Raw genomic sequence first — 17,156 nt, forward strand, 5'->3', positions numbered from 1 at the left:
TCCCACTCGATGGTACCCGGCGGCTTGCTCGTCACGTCGTAGACGACGCGGTTGATGCCGCGCACCTCGTTGATGATGCGGGTGGCGGCGGCGCCGAGGAACGCCATGTCGTAGTGGTAGAAATCCGCCGTCATGCCGTCGACCGAGGTGACGGCGCGCAGCGCGCAGACGAATTCATAGGTGCGGCCGTCGCCCATCACGCCGACGGTCTGCACCGGCAGCAGCACGGCAAAGGCCTGCCAGATGGCGTCGTAGAGGCCGGCCTTGCGGATCTCGTCGAGATAGATGGCGTCGGCCTCGCGCAGGATCTCCAGCTTTTCGCGGCTGATGCCGCCAGGGCAGCGGATGGCGAGACCGGGGCCGGGAAATGGATGCCGGCCGATGAAGCTGTCGGGCAGGCCGAGTTCCTTGCCGAGTGCCCTGACCTCGTCCTTGAACAGTTCGCGCAGCGGCTCGACCAGCTGCATGTTCATGCGCTCGGGCAGGCCGCCGACATTGTGATGCGACTTGATCGTAACCGACGGGCCGCCGGTGAAGGAGACGCTTTCGATGACGTCGGGATATAGCGTGCCCTGCGCCAGGAAATCGGCGCCGCCGAGTTTCTCGGCCTCTTCCTCGAACACCTCGATGAACAGCCGGCCGATGGTCTTGCGCTTCTTTTCCGGATCCGACTCGCCCTCGAGCGCGCCGATAAAACGGTCAGAAGCGTCGACCAGGATGAGGGGCAGATTGTAGTGCTGGCGAAACATCTCCACCACGCCCGATGCCTCGTCCTTGCGCATCAGCCCGTGGTCGACAAGGATGCAGGTAAGCTGGTCGCCGACCGCCTCGTGGATCAGCAGCGCCGCGACCGAGGAATCGACGCCGCCCGAAAGCGCGCAGATGACCTTGCCCTTGCCGACCTGCTTGCGGATCGTCTCGACCGCGTGCTCGCGGTAGGCGCGCATGGTCCAGTCGCCCTCGATGCCGGCGATCTTATGGGCGAAGTTTTGCAGCAGCCGGGCGCCGTCCGGCGTGTGCACCACTTCGGGGTGGAACATGATGCCGTACATCTTGCGCTCGACATTGCCGAAGATGGCGAAGGGCGAGCCTTCCGATTTGCCGAACACCTCGAATCCCTTGGGCAGCGAGATGACGCGGTCGCCATGGCTCATCCACACCTGATGGCGCTGACCGGGCGCCCACAGGCCCTCGAACAGCGGGCTGTCCTTCTGGATCTCGACGAAGGCACGGCCGAATTCGCGATGGTCGGAGCTTTCGGCGACGCCGCCCATCTGCACGCACATGGCCATCTGGCCATAGCAGATGCCGAGCACCGGCACACCGGCGTCGAAGACGATCTGCGGCGCGCGCGGGCTGCCGATGTCGCCGGTCGAGGCCGGGCCGCCGGAGAGGATCACCGCCTTCGGATTGATGCGCCTGAACGCCGCTTCGGCCGACTGGAACGGAACGATCTCGGAAAACACGCCGGCTTCGCGGATGCGTCTGGCGATGAGCTGCGTGAACTGGCTGCCGAAATCGACAATCAGGACGGTGTCGGGCAGGACGGTGTCGGGATGATTGGCTATCTTCATGGCGAGCGTTTAGAGAAAGAAACGAGTCGGCGCAATGGGTTGCGAAGGCGTCTCTGTCACTCCGTTTCCGCGTCATGCGATGGTCCAAACTGCAGCGCGCCGGAGCCGATCGCCTGTTCCAGCCGCGTCGCCGCGTCCGCCAGCTTCTCGTCGATGACATGGAGATACTCCTTCCAGTCGCCGACATGCCTGAGATCGGCAGCCCCGTCGGAAATGCCGCGCAGGCCGACGAGCGGCACGCCGAACAGTTGGCAGGCACGCAGGCAGGCGAAGGTCTCCATATCGACCATATCCTCGCCAATCGCATCATAGGCGCTGCCGGAGATGATCGCCGCGCCGGTCGACAGCGTCGCCTCGCTTATGCCTGGAATCCTGAACGGCAGCGGCACCGTCACCGGCAGGTCGAGAAACGGCGTCGCGCCCTTCTTGAAGCCCAGAGGCGAGGCGTCGATGTCGCGATAGGCGACCGAAACGGCCTGGTAGATTTCCGTCTGTTCCAGAGTCCGGCTGCCGGCCGAGCCGAGCGACACGACGAGGTCCGGCAGCGCCTTTTCAGACTTCAGCCATGACAGTTCCGCGCCCAGCCTGACACCCGCCTCGACCGGCCCCACCCCTGTCATGACAGGCGTGAACAGCCGCTGAAGATGCGGCCCGTATTCGGCCTGCGCCGCCATCACGAAGAGGACGTCCCTGCCGGCAATTCTGACGGCCTTGCGCATCGCATCAGCCTTCGATGCCATCGCGACCGACCACCGTCATCATCGTTCCAGTCATGGTGGCGATCAGCTTGGCCTCGCCGTCGACGGCGAAGGCATAGGCCTGACCGTCGGCGACGATGATGGTACGGCCGGGCTTGGTCACCGAGCCGCGGAACAGAAAACGCTCGCCCCGGCCCGGCGCCAACAGATTGACCTTGAACTCGATGGTGAGCACACTGGAGCTTTCCGGCATCAGCGAGAACGCGGCATAGCCGCAGGCCGAGTCCAGCGCCGTCGAAATGACGCCGGCATGGAGGAAGCCATGCTGCTGGGTCAGCGCCGCCGAATAGGGCATCTCGATCTCGATGATGCCCGGCGTCACCAGCGTCAGCTCGGCGCCGATCGTCATCATGGCGTTCTGGCGCGCGAAGGACGTCCTGACACGATCCTCATAATTGGGGGCGGGTACGATCTCTGCTGCCATAGCTTGTCACGCTCCTGTCAGAAAAGCTTATTGCAGAGGTACGAGCGGCAGGCAATCGCTATTGCTGCACTGCAGCAATCAGGCCCGCCGGTAAAGGTTCAGCCACCCTTGCGCAGTGCGCAGACATAAAACCCATCGGTACCGCTCAGCGCCGGCGACAGCGAAATGCCGCCTGCTGCGCCGATACGCGCGGCCGCCTCGTGGCCGGGAAAGCGGCTGTCCCAGAGTTGGCGGTGATCGACCGGGACAAAGCCGCTGTTACGATCCCTGAAGGCAGCGACCTGCTCGCCATTCTCCTCGTCGAACACCGAGCAGGTGATGTAGACCAGCAGCCCGCCCGGTTTGACGAAGGTTTGGGCGAGATCGAGGATCGCCGATTGCTCGCCCTTGCGCGCATCGAGCTGCTTCTGCGTCAGCCGCCATTTGGCATCGGGCCGGCGCCGCCAGGTGCCGCTGCCGGTGCAGGGCGCGTCGACCACGACGATGTCCATGTGGCCCGCGAGAGCGCTGAGTTCCGCCGGCTTGGTGACGATTTGCACGTTGCGGTTTTCGGAGCGGCGGATGCGGTCGAAGATCGGCGCCAGCCGCGCCTTTTCGGAATCATGGGCAAACACCTGGCCGCGATTGTCCATCGCCGCCGACAGGGCCAGCGTCTTGCCGCCGGCTCCGGCGCAAAAGTCGAGAACCTGCATCCCGGCCTCGGCGCCAGCCAGCGTGGCGGCGATCTGCGAGCCTTCGTCCTGAACCTCGAACCAGCCTTTCTGGAAGGCCGGTTCGGCCTGCACGTTCGGGTGCCTGCCGTCGCCCGCAATCGGCGGGATGCGGATGCCGTGCGGCGCAATTCGTGCAGCCCTGGCGCCGGTGTCGGCCAGTTCGGCGAGCACCTTGTTGCGATCGGCTTTCAGCGTATTGACCCTAAGGTCGAGCGGCGGGCGGGTCGCCAGCGCCGCACCTTCATCGACCCAGCTGGCACCGAAGGCCTGCTCGAAAAGCGGTTCGCACCAATCCGGAATATCGGCGCGCACCGCCGGCGGCGCATCGTCGAGCCGGCGGTCAGCGATGGCTTTCAGTTCATCGTCGTTCAACAGCGGCGGCGCAAACTTGTCACCGTCGAGCGCTTCGTTCAACGACTGCGCCGTCTGGTTCCATTCAAGCAGCAGCGCGCCAAAACCGATGGCGCGCGGCGTATCTTCGCCCAACAGCCAGCCGGCCGAGCGCTTTCGCCGCAGCGCGTCGTAGACGATGTTGCCGATCGCGGCGCGATCGCCGCCGCCGGCGAAGCGGTGCGACAGGCCCCAATCCTTCAGCGCATCGGCGACCGGCCGGTGCCGCCGGCCGATATCCTCCAGCACTTCGATGGCTGCTGCCAGCCGTCCGCCCAGTCGCATCTTGTTATTCCGTTACTCAGCAAATCAATTCCGGGGTCCTGCTCTAAAGCGCGCGACCGGCGCACACAAGCGGGGAGAGTCCTGGAGGCAGAGGCACACGCTTCAGGTTTGCGCTGTCCCTCACCCTTACCCACTCCCCATGAGAATGCCAGATCGAACGCAGCTCTGTTGGTATCGGCGACCCTCGCATTGCTGTGCTTTCAAACTCAGCCACGCGATGGCCTTTGCCGGCGTCGTCATCGGCCTGACGCTGGCAGGACTGCACTTCGCCATCATTCCGGTGACCGGCACATCGCTCAATCCGGCCCGCTCGATCGGCCCGGCGCCGTTTTCGGGAAGTGCGGCGATCGGTCAGCTCTGGCTGTTCATCGTCGCACCGCTGATCGGCGGCGCCATCGCCGGCGTGGTCGCCAAGACCCGCATCTTCGAGAAGGACTGACAGGCCGAAGAGCTGAATCAAGAAAGGCGCGGGCCTGGCCCGCGCCTTTCTTTGTTGAGACTCGAGAAACTCACCCAGGCGGGACGCTATCCCGCTCCGGACCATGGCGCTAGAGCTCCATCCAGATGGAATCGGGATGGGGCTCTGTCGTTTTGTTTGAGCATGATCTTTTCCGAAAACCGGATTCCACTTTTCGGGATCATGCTCCTGGATCAGGCGAGTTCGAAGCGATCGGCGTTCATCACCTTGTTCCACGCTGCCACGAAGTCGTTCACGAATTTCTCCTTGGCGTCCGCGGTCGCATAGACTTCCGCCAGCGCGCGCAGCTGGGAATGCGAACCGAAGATGAGGTCAACGCGGGTGCCGCTCCACTTGAGCTCGCCTGTCGCCCGGTCGCGTCCTTCGAACAAGTCCTTGACCTCCGATGTCGCCTTCCACACCGTGCCCATGTCTAGCAGGTTCACGAAGAAGTCGTTGGTCAGCGTCTCGGGCCGCTTGGTGAAGACGCCGTGCGTTGACTGCTCGGCATTTGCGCCGAGCACGCGCAGGCCGCCGACCAGGACCGTCATCTCCGGCGCCGTCAGCGTCAGCAATTGTGCCCGGTCGACCAGCGCCTCCTCGGGCGACAAACGCTGCGGGCCGCTGAGATAGTTGCGGAAACCGTCGGCGGTCGGTTCGAGCGGGGCGAAGGAGTCGACGTCGGTCTGCTCCTGCGACGCATCCATGCGTCCCGGCGTGAACGGAACCTTCACGTCGTTGCCGGCGTCCTTCGCGGCCTTTTCGATTGCAGCGCCGCCGCCAATGACGATCAAGTCGGCAAGCGAGACTTTCTTGTCGCCGGACTGCGAAGCATTGAACTCCTTGCGAATCGCTTCGAGCTTCTCCAGCACCTTCGCCAACTGAGCCGGCTGGTTGACGTCCCAGTCCTTCTGCGGCGCGAGGCGAATGCGCGCGCCGTTGGCGCCACCGCGCTTGTCGGAGCCACGGAAGGTCGAGGCGGACGCCCAGGCGGTCGAGACCAGCTGCGGCACCGAAAGGCCGGAGGCGAGGATTTTTGACTTCAGGGCGGCCACATCCAGCTCATCGACCAGGACATGATCGACGGCAGGGATAGGATCCTGCCACGGCAGCTCTTCCCTGGGCACGAGCGGGCCGAGATAGCGCACGAGCGGGCCCATGTCGCGGTGGGTCAGCTTGTACCATGCGCGGGCGAAGGCATCGGCGAACTGGTCCGGATTCTGATGGAAGCGCCGCGAGATCTTTTCGTAGGCAGGATCGAACCGCAGAGCGAGGTCGGTGGTCAGCATCGAAGGCGCGTGACGCTTTGCCGGGTTGTGCGCATCGGGCACCGTGCCGGCACCGGCGCCGCCCTTCGGCGTCCACTGGTGCGCGCCGGCCGGGCTCTTGGTCAGCTCCCATTCGAAGCCGAACAAATTGTCGAAGAAGTTGTTGCCCCATTTCGTCGGCGTCGTCGTCCACGTCACTTCCAGGCCGCTGCCGATCGCGTCACCGCCTTTGCCGGTGCCAAAAGTGCTCGCCCAGCCGAGGCCCTGCTCTTCGATGCCGGCTGCTTCCGGCTCGGGGCCAACCAGCGTCGCATCGCCGGCGCCGTGGGTCTTGCCGAAGGTGTGTCCGCCGGCGATGAGCGCGACGGTCTCCTCGTCGTTCATGGCCATGCGCGCGAAGGTCTCGCGAATGTCGCGCGCCGCGGCCAGCGGATCCGGGTTGCCGCTCGGCCCTTCCGGATTGACGTAGATCAAACCCATCTGCACGGCGGCGAGAGGGTTCTGCAGATCGCGTTCGCCGCTGTAGCGCTCGTCGGCCAGCCACTTGCCTTCGGGGCCCCAGTAGATGTCCTGTTCGGGCTCCCAGACATCGGCGCGCCCGCCGGCAAAACCGAAGGTCTTGAAGCCCATCGTTTCCAGGGCGACGTTGCCGGTGAGAATCATCAGGTCGGCCCAGGAGATCTTGCGGCCGTATTTCTGCTTGATCGGCCACAGCAGCCGGCGAGCCTTGTCGAGGTTGACGTTGTCCGGCCAGCTGTTGAGCGGCGCGAAGCGCTGCTGGCCGGCACCGGCACCGCCACGGCCGTCGCCGATGCGGTAGGTGCCGGCGCTGTGCCAGGCCATGCGGATGAACAGCGGCCCGTAATGGCCAAAGTCGGCCGGCCACCACTCCTGCGAGTCGGTCATCAGGGCATGCAGGTCCTTGATCACGACGTTCAGGTCGAGGCTTTCGAACTCCTTGGCGTAATCGAATGCCTCGCCCATCGGATCGGACAGTGCGGATTGCTGGTGGAGTACCTGCACATTCAGCTGGTTCGGCCACCAATCGCGATTGGCTCTGGCAGCGGTTGCGTGCACGACCGGGCATTTTCCCGCGCTGGTGTCATCGGTCTTTGCGTCCATCGTTCTCTCCGATTTGTCGTTTTCCGGGATTGTTGATTTTCCGGGGATTTGTTGATTTTCCGGACGGGCCCTGAGCCACGCCATTCTGGAATGGCTCCAGACTAGGCCGCATTGGCGATAAAAACAAATTGCCTTTCCTGTTTGTTGCGATAGGTTTTGCTTATGATTGGTCTCACCGTCCGGCAGATGCAGTATTTCGAGGCGCTGGCACAGACGCTGCATTTCGGCCGTGCCGCGAAGCTGGCCGGCGTCAGCCAGCCGGCGCTGTCGTCGCAGATCGCGGAGATGGAGTTGCGGCTGAATTGCCGGCTGTTCGAGCGCGGCGGCAAATCGATTCGGATGACCGACGAGGCACTGGCCATGCTGCCACGTATCGAGCGCATTCTTTCCGACATCCGAGAAATCGAGACCACGGCCCGGCGCGGCCGCCCCGCCATGGAAGGGCGCTTCCGGCTCGGCATCATCCCGACGGTGGCGCCCTATCTGCTGCCGCATGTGCTGCCGGAACTAAAACGGCATTTCCCGGCCTTGCAGCTCGAATTGCGTGAAGCGGTGACCGCCTCGCTGGTCGAGGACACCGCCCTGGGAAAGCTCGACGCCTTCATTGCGGCCCTTCCCCTCGATCAGCCCGGACTGATCACCGAGCCGCTTTTCTCCGACCGGTTCTTCCTTGCCGTGCCGGCCGGCGATCCCGCATTCGCCTCGCCGCCGGTTCCGCCGGAAAGCCCGGCATTGGAAAGGCTGATGCTGCTGGAGGAAGGCCACTGCCTGCGCGAACAGGCGCTTGCCGTCTGCGGCAGCGTGCGGCCGGTGGCAATGGCGAGCTATGGCGCGACCAGCCTGACGACGCTGCTGCAGATGGTGGCGCACGGGCTCGGCGTCACGCTTATCCCGGAAATGGCGGCAGGGCCGGCCAGCGCCATGCGCGATTTGAAGATCGTGCCGTTCCAGGAGCCGATGCCGCAGCGCACGATCTGCCTCGCCTGGCGGCGCAATAAGGTCCGGCATGACGAATGCGTCGAACTGGCCAAGATCATCCGCCGCCTGGACGAGGCGGTGCTGGCGGCGTGAGGTTGGGGATGTCGGCCAGAGGGTCCGATTGTGACCTCATCTCGTTTCCAAGCTGCGAAGGTGCCTCCATAAACAGGGTCCTCCCGCGGAGTGCCAACCCTGGGGGTCGTTACGACCGCCTTGGCATGCCGCGCAGCAGTCCTACATTCGTGGAGGCCAGAACAAGGGTAAGCGCCGACTACAAAAAATCGTCGAATGCGGAAACATATTGGCGCTTGTGCCAGACCAAGCGCCCGATGCCCGATGCCACCGGCAGCGAAACTGGTTGCGCAAGGGGCGAGTTGGCATATTCTGGTTGTGGCAGAAGCGTTTACAAATGGGAGGAGTAAATGTCCGACAAGAAAATTTCGCGTCGCGGGTTCCTGGAAAAGTCCACCGCCATCACCGCCGGTGCGGCTGCAGCGACGACGCTCTCGGCCCCGGCCGTACTGGCGCAGGCGCCGGTGACCATCAAGATGCAGACCTCCTGGCCTGCGTCGGACATCTGGATGGATTTCGCGCGGCTATACATAGAGCGCGTCGAAAAGATGTCGGGCGGCCGGCTGAAGTTCGAGCTCCTGCCCGCGGGTGCGGTCGTCGGCGCGTTCCAGGTGCTGGATGGCGTCAACGACGGCGTCATCGACGCCGCGCATACCGTCCCCGTCTACTGGTACGGCAAGCACAAGGCCGCGTCGCTTTTCGGAACTGGCCCTGTGTTTGGCGGCAGCGCCACCACCATGCTTGCCTGGTTCCACCAGGGCGGCGGCAAGGATCTCTACCGCGAGCTGACGCAGGAGATCATGGGCCTCAACGTGGTCGGCTTCTATGGCTTCCCGATGCCGGCGCAGCCGTTCGGCTGGTTCAAGAATCCTGTCACGACCCCCGCCGAACTGCAGGGATTCAAGTATCGGACGGTGGGTCTTGCCGCCGATCTCATGCAGAACCTCGGCCTCAGCGTGGCGCAGCTGCCCGGCGGTGAAATCGTGCCGGCCATGGAGCGCGGGGTTATCGACGCCTTCGAATTCAACAATCCGTCATCCGACCTTCGCTTCGGGTCGCAGGACGTCGCCAAGAACTATATCTTGTCGTCCTATCATCAGGCGAGCGAGTCGTTCGAATTCCTGTTCAACAAGGACGTATTCGACGACCTCGACGACGATTTGAAGGCCATTCTCGAATATGGCGTGGAGGCGGCCAGCACCGCGACCACCGCAGTCGCCCTCGACAACTATTCGGCCGACCTGCAGAAACTGCAGACCGAGCACGGTGTCACCGTGCACCGCACATCCAAGGAGATTCTCGACGCACAACTCCAGGCTTGGGACAAGATCATCCCGACGCTGGAGGCGGATGAGTTCATGAAGCGGGTGCTCGATAGCCAGCGCCAATGGGTCGAACGCGTTGTCTACTACGAGCTCATGAATTCAGCCGACCTGACACTGGCATACGAACATTATTTCCCCGGCAAGCTGAAGCTCTAATTCGCGCCGCCGCTTCGGCAAATCCGGCGGTCTTCCGGACCGCCGGATTGTATCTGACGGAACCAAGTAGATGCTCCGTTACATTGCGTTCGCCGATGAACTTTCGGCATGGTTTGGAAAGGTGTTCGCCTGGAGCGTCGTCGTCATGACGCTCGGGGTGAGCTATGAGGTCGTCGTGCGATACCTGTTCAGCGCGCCGACTGCGTGGGCATTCGACCTCAGCTACATGCTCTACGGCACCATGTTCATGATGGCCGGCGCTTACACCTTGTCGCGAGACGGGCATGTGCGCGGCGATTTCATCTACCGTCTGTGGAGGCCGCGCGTGCAAGCGGCGGTCGAACTTGTCCTCTACTTCATTTTCTTCTTCCCGGGCGTCACGGCGCTGATTCTGGCCGGCTGGAAGTATGCCGCACGCAGCTTCCGCTATCTCGAAGTAAGCTCGAACAGCCCGGCCGGGATTCCGATCTTCCAGTTCAAGGCCGTCATCGTGGCGGCAGGCATCCTGCTCTTCGTGCAGGGGATTGCTCAGGTGTTCCGCTGCGTCGTCTGTCTGCGAACCGGAACATGGCCGCGCGCGGCTGAGGACGTGGAAGAGACCGAGAAGGTGCTGATGGAAGCCAAGACGCTCGATGTTCTGCATCACGGTTCGGAAGCAGTCGACCTCCCATTCCTCCACCCCGACAATCAACCAGACCGCGACGGAGAAGACAGATGAGCGATCCTCAGGTCGCCGTCGCGATGCTGCTCATTCTGGTTCTGGCGATCTTCCTTGGCTTCCCGGTTGCATTCACTTTGATGGCGCTCGGGGTCGCCTTTGGCTACTACGCTTATTTAAATCCGGGACGGATGTGGCGCGCCTATGAACGGGCGGTTGAGGATGGCGCCGACGGCTGGACGCTCACGGAGCATTGGATCGGCGGCTTCTTCAACAACCGCATCTTCGATCTGTTCGTGAATCAGACCTATTCTGTGATCTCGAACGACGTGCTGACCGCCATCCCGCTGTTCCTGTTCATGGGCTACATCGTCGAGCGGTCCAACATCATCGAGCGTCTTTTCGGCACCCTCTATATCGCCACCCGGCGCGTTCCCGGCTCCATGGCCGTCGCCGCCCTCATCACCTGCACCCTTTTCGCAACGGCCACAGGCATTGTCGGCGCGGTCGTCACACTCATGGGCCTGCTGGCGTTTCCCGCCATGCTGAAGGCGCGGTACGACATCAGCTATGCCTCGGGAGTGATCTGCGCGGGCGGAACCCTCGGCATCCTCATTCCGCCGTCCATTCTGCTCATCGTCTATGGCGCGACGGCGGGTGTTTCGGTGGTCCGTATGTATGCTGCGGCCCTGCTTCCAGGACTGCTGCTTGCCGGCCTTTATCTGATTTATGTGGTGGCGAAGGCGGTGCTGCAGCCGCAGCTGGCGCCGAAGCCGACCCGAGACGAGGTAGGGCACTATTCGGCCCTGCAAATCAGCTGGATGCTGCTGACCTCTTTCGTCCCTCTGGCGGTCCTGATCCTCGCGGTGCTCGGCGCTATTCTGTTCGGCCTCGCCACTCCTTCCGAGGCTGCCGCCATCGGCGCGCTCGGCGGCGTCGTGCTGGCCGCCGCCTACCGGGCCCTGACGTGGCAACGCCTGAAGGAGTCCGTCTATTTGACGGCGCGCACGACCGCGATGGTGTGCTGGCTGTTCGTCGGCTCCGCGACCTTCGCCTCGGTCTTTGCCTATCTGGGAGGCCAGCAACTGATCAGCGATTTCGTCACCGGCCTCGACATGTCGCCGCTGATGTTTCTGATAGTCGCCCAGATCATCATCTTCATCCTGGGCTGGCCGCTGGAATGGACGGAGATTATCGTGATCTTCGTTCCGATCTTCCTGCCGCTGTTGGCGCATTTCGAGATCGATCCGCTGTTTTTCGGCGTGCTCGTCGCGGTCAATCTTCAGACGGCCTTTTTGTCGCCGCCCATGGCGATGTCGGCCTACTACCTCAAGGGCATTTCGCCGCCGCATGTTCAGCTTTCGGATATTTTCCGCGGAATGATGCCTTATATGCTGATCGTCATCCTGTGCATGGTCATCATCTACGTCTTCCCGCAGATCGTGTACGGGCTGCCCAACCTGATCTACGGGGGCTGAGGACGGGGCGAGTGGAGGACAACAGATGAATTTGAGCCGCTTCCTGGCCGTCTTGGCGTTTGTAGCCTTTCTGGCGTTTTTCGGCGTCGTAATCCGGTTCGTCCCGCATCCCGATCTAGGCGTTGCGGTCGGCATCGGCGTCCTCCTTGCGGGCTACGATCTATGGAGCCAGTTGAGGTCTCGCGCGAGGTAACAGCCGGGCTGGGGCGGTCGTGGGAAGCTGCATGGCTGGAGCGTCGATGCGCGCAAAGAGCCGAACCGTCCGCTCGGCCCGAGAAGCATCAATTTCAATCAAATCCTCGTGAATTGTACCAAACGCCCGGAACCGTCGACGCATTCCCGACATTGATTTGCGGAGGAATCTGCGTCCAGAACAGGGGGTTCGGGGAGATTGCCGCTATGCTGCGAGGGCGAGCAGCCTTCATCGGTCTCGGCAGCATCTTTGGCCTCGCCTTGTGGCTCGTCAATTTCTAGTGATCGCGCCGATCGCATTCCCCTGGTTCCTGCAAGCAAGCCCGGTCGTGCAGTTCATTGCCCACACATTCTTCTTCGGTACCGTCCTCGGCTGGTACCTGTGGAAGTCGCACGAGAGAAGCGGGCTCGAAGGACCGGCGGTTTAGCCTTGCCAGCACCGACCTGGCACAGTCGGATTGAAGCGGAAAGACAGCGGTGATCACCGGCGCTCCTGCTGGCATTGGGCGTGCGCTTCGCACGGGTGTGCGAAGGTCGCTTTGATCGCCCGTGACAAGCCCGCTCTGAGCCAGCTGACCGTGGAAATCGAAGGCAAGGGCGGACGGCCGCACTTGGTGACGAGCGACACGCTCTGGCAGCAATTTGGCCGAATGTCGCGATGAGCTTCAACCGCGCCGCGCCGCCTCGATCGCGGCGACGTCGATTTTCACCATGGTCATCATCGCATCAAACGCGCGCTTTGCCTCGTCGCCGCCAGCCGCCATCGCGTCAGTCAGCACGCGCGGCGTGATTTGCCAGGAAATCCCCCATTTGTCTTTGCACCAGCCGCACACGCTCTCCTGACCGCCGTTGCCGACGATGGCATTCCAATAGCGGTCGGTCTCCTCCTGGTCGTCGGTGGCGATCTGGAACGAGAACGCTTCGTTGTGCTTGAACTCGGGACCCCCGTTGAGGCCGATACAAGGAAGGCCCGCGACTGTGAATTCGACCGTCAACACGTCGCCTTCTTTGCCGGCCGGGTAGTCACTGGGTGCACGGTGCACAGCACCCACCACGCTGTCGGGAAATATCTCGGAGTAGAAGCGGGCGGCGGCCTCTGCGTCCTTATCGTACCAGAGGCAAATCGTATTCTTTGCCATTTGCAGGTTCCTTTCGCTTTGAGGCCAGGATTTCGGCCTTGTTTCCCTATCCGCCCTCTTCCGAAATAGGTTGCCAACCGCTTTTCTCCACCCCCGGGACGCGTCAGTCTCGCCCCGCCAAGGGGCAAGCTTACCTTGACGGCGCTGTTCGCTTTGGCCCGGTTCCGGACGATAAGCGAAGGTCCGCTCTTGAAATGCGTCGGGAATGTTCGGAGCGTCCGCAAGGCGGACCAACATTGCGACCCTGACGGCAATTCTATTGCTGATTTGGCCAGCTCGCGGTGACCGAATCCCGCCTTGGAATTGCGGGAGCGTAACGGCCGCGTGGCGCGACGCGGACACCCCGCTTCAAGCCGTCTTCGGCGTCACCAGCCCCAGTTCGTCAACCATCGCCTCGCGCATGAGAAACTTCTGCGGCTTGCCGGTCACTGTCATCGGCAATTCGGTGCGGAAGCGGATGTGGCGCGGGATCTTGTAATGGGCGATCTGGCCGGCGCAGAAGGCCTTGATCTCCTGCTCGGTGGCGGTCTGGCCCGGCTTTAGCACGATCCAGGCACAAAGCTCCTCGCCAAATTTCGGATCTGGGATGCCGAACACCTGCACTTCCCTGACCTTGGGATGGCGGTAGAGAAATTCCTCGACCTCGCGCGGATAGACGTTCTCGCCGCCGCGGATGACCATATCCTTGACCCGGCCGACAATGTTGCAATAACCCTCCGCGTCGATGGTGGCGAGGTCGCCGGTGTGCATCCAGCCGTCGGGATCAATCGCCTCGCGGGTTTTTTCCTCGTCGTCCCAATAGCCCTTCATCACCGAATAGCCGCGCGTGCAGAGCTCGCCCGGCGCGCCGACCGCAACGGTCGCGCCATCGGCATCGATCGCCTTGACCTCGACATGGGGGTGGACGCGGCCGACGGTCGAGACGCGCTTTTCCAGCGGGTCGTCGACACTGCTCTGGAACGACACCGGGCTGGTCTCGGTCATGCCATAGGCGATTGTCACCTCCGCCATGTGCATCAGCGACACCACCTTCTTCATCACCTCGATCGGGCACGGCGAGCCGGCCATGATGCCGGTGCGCAGGCTGGTGAGATCGAAGGTGTCGAAATCCGGATGATCGAGCATGCCGACGAACATGGTCGGCACGCCATAGAGGCCGGTGCAGCGCTCTGCTGCCAGCGCTTTCAGCGTGGCGCCGGCATCGAACCCCTCGCCCGGGAAAACCATCGTCGCGCCCTTGGTGACGCAGCCGATCGTGCCCATCGACATGCCGAAACAGTGGTAGAGCGGCACCGGGATGCACAGCCGGTCGTCGACGGTGAGCCTGATCGCCGAGGTGACGAAATTGCCGTTGTTGACGATGTTGTTGTGGGTCAGCGTCGCGCCCTTGGGCGCGCCTGTCGTGCCTGAGGTGAACTGGATGTTGATGGCATCGCCGGGCTTCAGCCCCTCGGAGATCCGGTCGAGGCTGTCATGCTCGTCGCGCCCGGCCATCGCCAGCACGTCGGTGAAATTGAGCATGCCGGGCGAATGCTCCTCGCCCATGCGGATGACGATTTTTAGCGCCGGCAATTTTTTCGCATCGAGCTCGCCCGGCGTCGCCGTCGCGATCTCCGGCGCCAGCGTCTCGATCATGCCGAGATAGTCGGAGCTCTTGAATTTGACGGCCGTGACCAGCGCTCGGCAAGCGACCTTGTTCAGCGCATAGTCGAGTTCGGTCAGCCGGTAAGCCGGGTTGATGTTGACCAGGATCAGGCCGATGCGGGCGGTGGCGAATTGGGTCACCAGCCATTCCCAGCGGTTCGGCGACCAGATGCCGACGCGGTCGCCTTTTGCCAGGCCGAGCGCCAGGAAGCCTGCGGCCAGCGCGTCCACCGTGTCTGAAAGTTCGCTCCAGGTGAAGCGCTTGTCCTGGTCGACGAAGACGGCGGCATCGAGCGTGCCGTATTTGCTGACGGTGTCCGAAAGCAGCGCCGGGATCGTTTGCTGCAGCAGCGGCACGGTGCGCTCGCCCGACACATGCGCCCTGCCGTCGACCGGCGCGACAAACGTGGCCCCATTGCCCGGGCGGCGGCCGCGCAGGCTGGTGGCATTCTTCAACTCGTCGAGATTGATCGGCATCGCCGTCTCCTCCGCAGGCGACCGAGTCTATCAGCCTGCCGGGGTAGTGGAAATCCCGTTGATGGTACTGGAGCGCAATCCCTCCCCCTTGCGGGGAGGGTGCCGAGCAAAGCGAGGCGGGTGGGGTCGGTTCATGCCGCGCACTGCAGCAACGACCCCACCCGTCCATCCGCCTTCGGCGGCTGTCCACCCTCCCCTCAAGGGGGAGGGATTGCGCCTGCCATCTTCGCGGCGATGTCGCGCAAAACTGCTTCATCCGCAGCGGCGCGGATCTTCCTAGATGCAACCAGGCAGGCCTGTGAGCGCAGGATGATGCCGTCCGCCAAAACCTTCAGATGATTGGCGCGCAGCGTCGAGCCTGACGTGGTGATGTCGACGACGACATCGGCCAATCCCGCCGCCGGCGCGCCTTCGGTGGCGCCGAGGCTCTCGACGATGCGATAGACCTGGATGCCGTGCTTTTGCGAAAAGAACTGCTGCGTCAGCCGCCAGTATTTTGTGGCTATCCTGAGCCGCCTGCCGTGGCGCTGGCGGAAATCGGCGGCGACATCGTCGAGGTCGGCCATCGTATCGACGTCGAGCCAGATCTCGGGCACCGCCACCACGACATCGGCATTGCCGAAACCGAGGCGGGCGACGATCTCCGCGCGCGCCTCCCAGTCGGCGAGGCTTTCGCGCAACAGATCCTCGCCGGTGATGCCGAGGTCGACCGAGCCCTGGCCGATTTCGCCTGCGATTTCTGAGGCCGACAGGAACGCCACCTCAACCGCATCCACGCCTTCGATGCGCGCGCGGTATTTGCGCTCGTCGCCGGGTAGGCTGACGGCAAGCCCGGCCTTGGCCAGCACCTCCAGCGCCTGCTGCTTGAGCCGGCCCTTCGATGGAATCGCCAGCGTGATCATTGCGCCTTCTCCCGCAACGCTTCGATGCGGTCGAGCCAGACGGAGAAGCCGACGCCGGGGATCGGCGTTTTCGCGCCGAGCAACGTCAGCAGCCGGTCATAGCGGCCGCCGCCGGCCAGCGGCCTGTCACCGTTTTGCGCCGCGATCTCGAAGACCAGACCGGTGTAGTAATCGAGCGGACGGCCGAAGGCGCCGTCGTAGCGGATTTTTGCCGAGGGCAGGCCAAGCGCTTCGATCGCCTTGGCGCGCGCGGAAAAATTGTCCAGCGCCGCGCCCAGCGAAAGGCCGGCGCCGGCTGCGAAGGTTTCGAGCGCTTTTGCCGCGCCGTCGAGCGTCACATCGATCGCCAGAAAATCCTTCAGCGCCGAAAACGCCTCGTTCGACAGCCGCACGCTGCGCAGCTCGGCCTTCTCGATCAGACGCCGCGCAATGTCGGCCGGTGACCGTCCGGCCGACGCCGACAGACCCGCCTGCTCCATGCCGCCAGCGATGTGCGAGGAAAGCGCTTCCAGATTGCCGTCGAGGACAAGGGCTGCGACCGCGCCGGCGAGCTGGCCGTTGCGCGGCGGGTTAGCGAGGTCGGCAAGCGCTGCCTCCAGCATCGCCGCCGAACCGAAGGCGCGGGCCAGCCGCATGCGCCAGCCGCGCGGCAGGCCGAGTGCGGCGAGCACCGCCTCGAAAACAGTCTGGTCGCCGAGCGTGATCGTTAGTTCCTGGCCCGGCAGCAGCAGCGAAAGCAGCGCATGCGCATCGGCCAGTGATCGGGCATCGGCCTGTGCGATCTCGCCGTCGCCGAGATCCTCGATGCCGGCCTGGAAAAACTCGTTTCCGCCCTCGCGGCGCTGGCGAAACACCTCGCCGAGATAGGAATAGCGGCGCGGCGTGCCGGCTTGGCTGGCAATGTGGTCGAGGCAGACCGGGATGGTGAACTCCGGCCGCAGGCAAAGCGTCTGTCCGGTCTCGCTTTCGGTAAGGAAAATACGCCGGCGCAAATCCTCGCCAGCCATATCGAGAAACGGGTCGGCCGGCTGCAGCACCGCCACCTCGACCGCATGCGTGTTTCGCGCGGCGAAGAGCTTTGTGATGTCTGATGCGATGGCAGGGTAGCGGGAGGTCATGGCAAAGGCGGGCGCGAGGCACCCCC

Annotated in this window: 13 protein-coding genes and 1 pseudogene; 5 read left to right on the forward strand and 9 right to left on the reverse strand. The window is 63.6% G+C overall.

The window, feature by feature from the left end:
• The 4 genes from guaA to BQ8794_RS16925 form a co-directional block, all read right to left on the reverse strand.
• A partial coding sequence (guaA, locus tag BQ8794_RS16910) for a glutamine-hydrolyzing GMP synthase (protein ID WP_077379539.1) occupies positions 1 to 1,574 on the reverse strand: 1,574 nt, incomplete at its 3' end.
• Between the two features lie 56 nt (positions 1,575 to 1,630).
• Positions 1,631 to 2,293, reverse strand: a complete 663-nt coding sequence (locus BQ8794_RS16915) for a 5'-methylthioadenosine/S-adenosylhomocysteine nucleosidase (RefSeq protein ID WP_077379749.1) — start codon at positions 2,291 to 2,293, stop codon at positions 1,631 to 1,633.
• A 4-nt stretch (positions 2,294 to 2,297) separates the two neighbouring features.
• Entirely contained in the window at positions 2,298 to 2,756 is a 459-nt protein-coding gene (locus BQ8794_RS16920; RefSeq protein ID WP_023800372.1) for a PaaI family thioesterase, read from the reverse strand.
• Positions 2,757 to 2,854: 98 nt separating this feature from the next.
• A complete protein-coding gene (locus tag BQ8794_RS16925) occupies positions 2,855 to 4,144 on the reverse strand; it encodes an RsmB/NOP family class I SAM-dependent RNA methyltransferase (RefSeq protein ID WP_077379541.1) in 1,290 nt (429 codons plus the stop codon).
• Between the two features lie 211 nt (positions 4,145 to 4,355).
• Here BQ8794_RS16925 and BQ8794_RS16930 point away from each other — a divergent pair.
• A pseudogene (locus BQ8794_RS16930) lies at positions 4,356 to 4,583 on the forward strand (aquaporin); the annotation flags it as partial.
• Positions 4,584 to 4,795: 212 nt separating this feature from the next.
• Here BQ8794_RS16930 and katG read toward each other — a convergent pair.
• On the reverse strand, positions 4,796 to 6,991 hold the full coding sequence (katG, locus tag BQ8794_RS16935) for a catalase/peroxidase HPI (protein ID WP_077379543.1): 2,196 nt from the start codon (positions 6,989 to 6,991) through the stop codon (positions 4,796 to 4,798).
• Between the two features lie 162 nt (positions 6,992 to 7,153).
• On the opposite strand from katG, the gene BQ8794_RS16940 reads away from it, so the two are divergent.
• From BQ8794_RS16940 to BQ8794_RS16955, 4 genes are all read left to right on the forward strand, one after another.
• A complete protein-coding gene (locus tag BQ8794_RS16940) occupies positions 7,154 to 8,062 on the forward strand; it encodes a hydrogen peroxide-inducible genes activator (protein ID WP_077379545.1) in 909 nt (302 codons plus the stop codon).
• A 329-nt stretch (positions 8,063 to 8,391) separates the two neighbouring features.
• A complete protein-coding gene (locus BQ8794_RS16945) occupies positions 8,392 to 9,522 on the forward strand; it encodes a TRAP transporter substrate-binding protein (RefSeq protein ID WP_077379547.1) in 1,131 nt (376 codons plus the stop codon).
• A 70-nt stretch (positions 9,523 to 9,592) separates the two neighbouring features.
• Entirely contained in the window at positions 9,593 to 10,240 is a 648-nt protein-coding gene (locus BQ8794_RS16950) for a TRAP transporter small permease subunit (protein ID WP_023800366.1), read from the forward strand.
• Positions 10,237 to 11,658: a TRAP transporter large permease gene (locus BQ8794_RS16955; RefSeq protein ID WP_077379549.1), complete on the forward strand. Its 1,422-nt coding sequence runs from the start codon at positions 10,237 to 10,239 to the stop codon at positions 11,656 to 11,658. The genes BQ8794_RS16950 and BQ8794_RS16955 overlap by 4 nt, the downstream gene beginning before the upstream one ends.
• 857 nt (positions 11,659 to 12,515) lie before the next feature.
• Here BQ8794_RS16955 and BQ8794_RS16965 read toward each other — a convergent pair.
• From BQ8794_RS16965 to BQ8794_RS16980, 4 genes are all read right to left on the reverse strand, one after another.
• Positions 12,516 to 12,989: a VOC family protein gene (locus BQ8794_RS16965; protein WP_077379551.1), complete on the reverse strand. Its 474-nt coding sequence runs from the start codon at positions 12,987 to 12,989 to the stop codon at positions 12,516 to 12,518.
• Between the two features lie 348 nt (positions 12,990 to 13,337).
• A complete protein-coding gene (locus BQ8794_RS16970; protein WP_077379553.1) occupies positions 13,338 to 15,110 on the reverse strand; it encodes an AMP-binding protein in 1,773 nt (590 codons plus the stop codon).
• 197 nt (positions 15,111 to 15,307) lie between these two features.
• Positions 15,308 to 16,012, reverse strand: coding sequence for an ATP phosphoribosyltransferase (hisG, locus tag BQ8794_RS16975; protein ID WP_077379555.1), 705 nt, complete (start codon positions 16,010 to 16,012; stop codon positions 15,308 to 15,310).
• Positions 16,009 to 17,130, reverse strand: coding sequence for an ATP phosphoribosyltransferase regulatory subunit (locus tag BQ8794_RS16980; RefSeq protein WP_077379557.1), 1,122 nt, complete (start codon positions 17,128 to 17,130; stop codon positions 16,009 to 16,011). The genes hisG and BQ8794_RS16980 overlap by 4 nt, the downstream gene beginning before the upstream one ends.
• Between the last annotated feature and the right edge of the window lie 26 nt (positions 17,131 to 17,156).

The sequence above is a fragment of the Mesorhizobium prunaredense genome (genome assembly GCF_900156895.1).
Taxonomy (GTDB): Bacteria; Pseudomonadota; Alphaproteobacteria; order Rhizobiales; family Rhizobiaceae; genus Mesorhizobium; species Mesorhizobium prunaredense.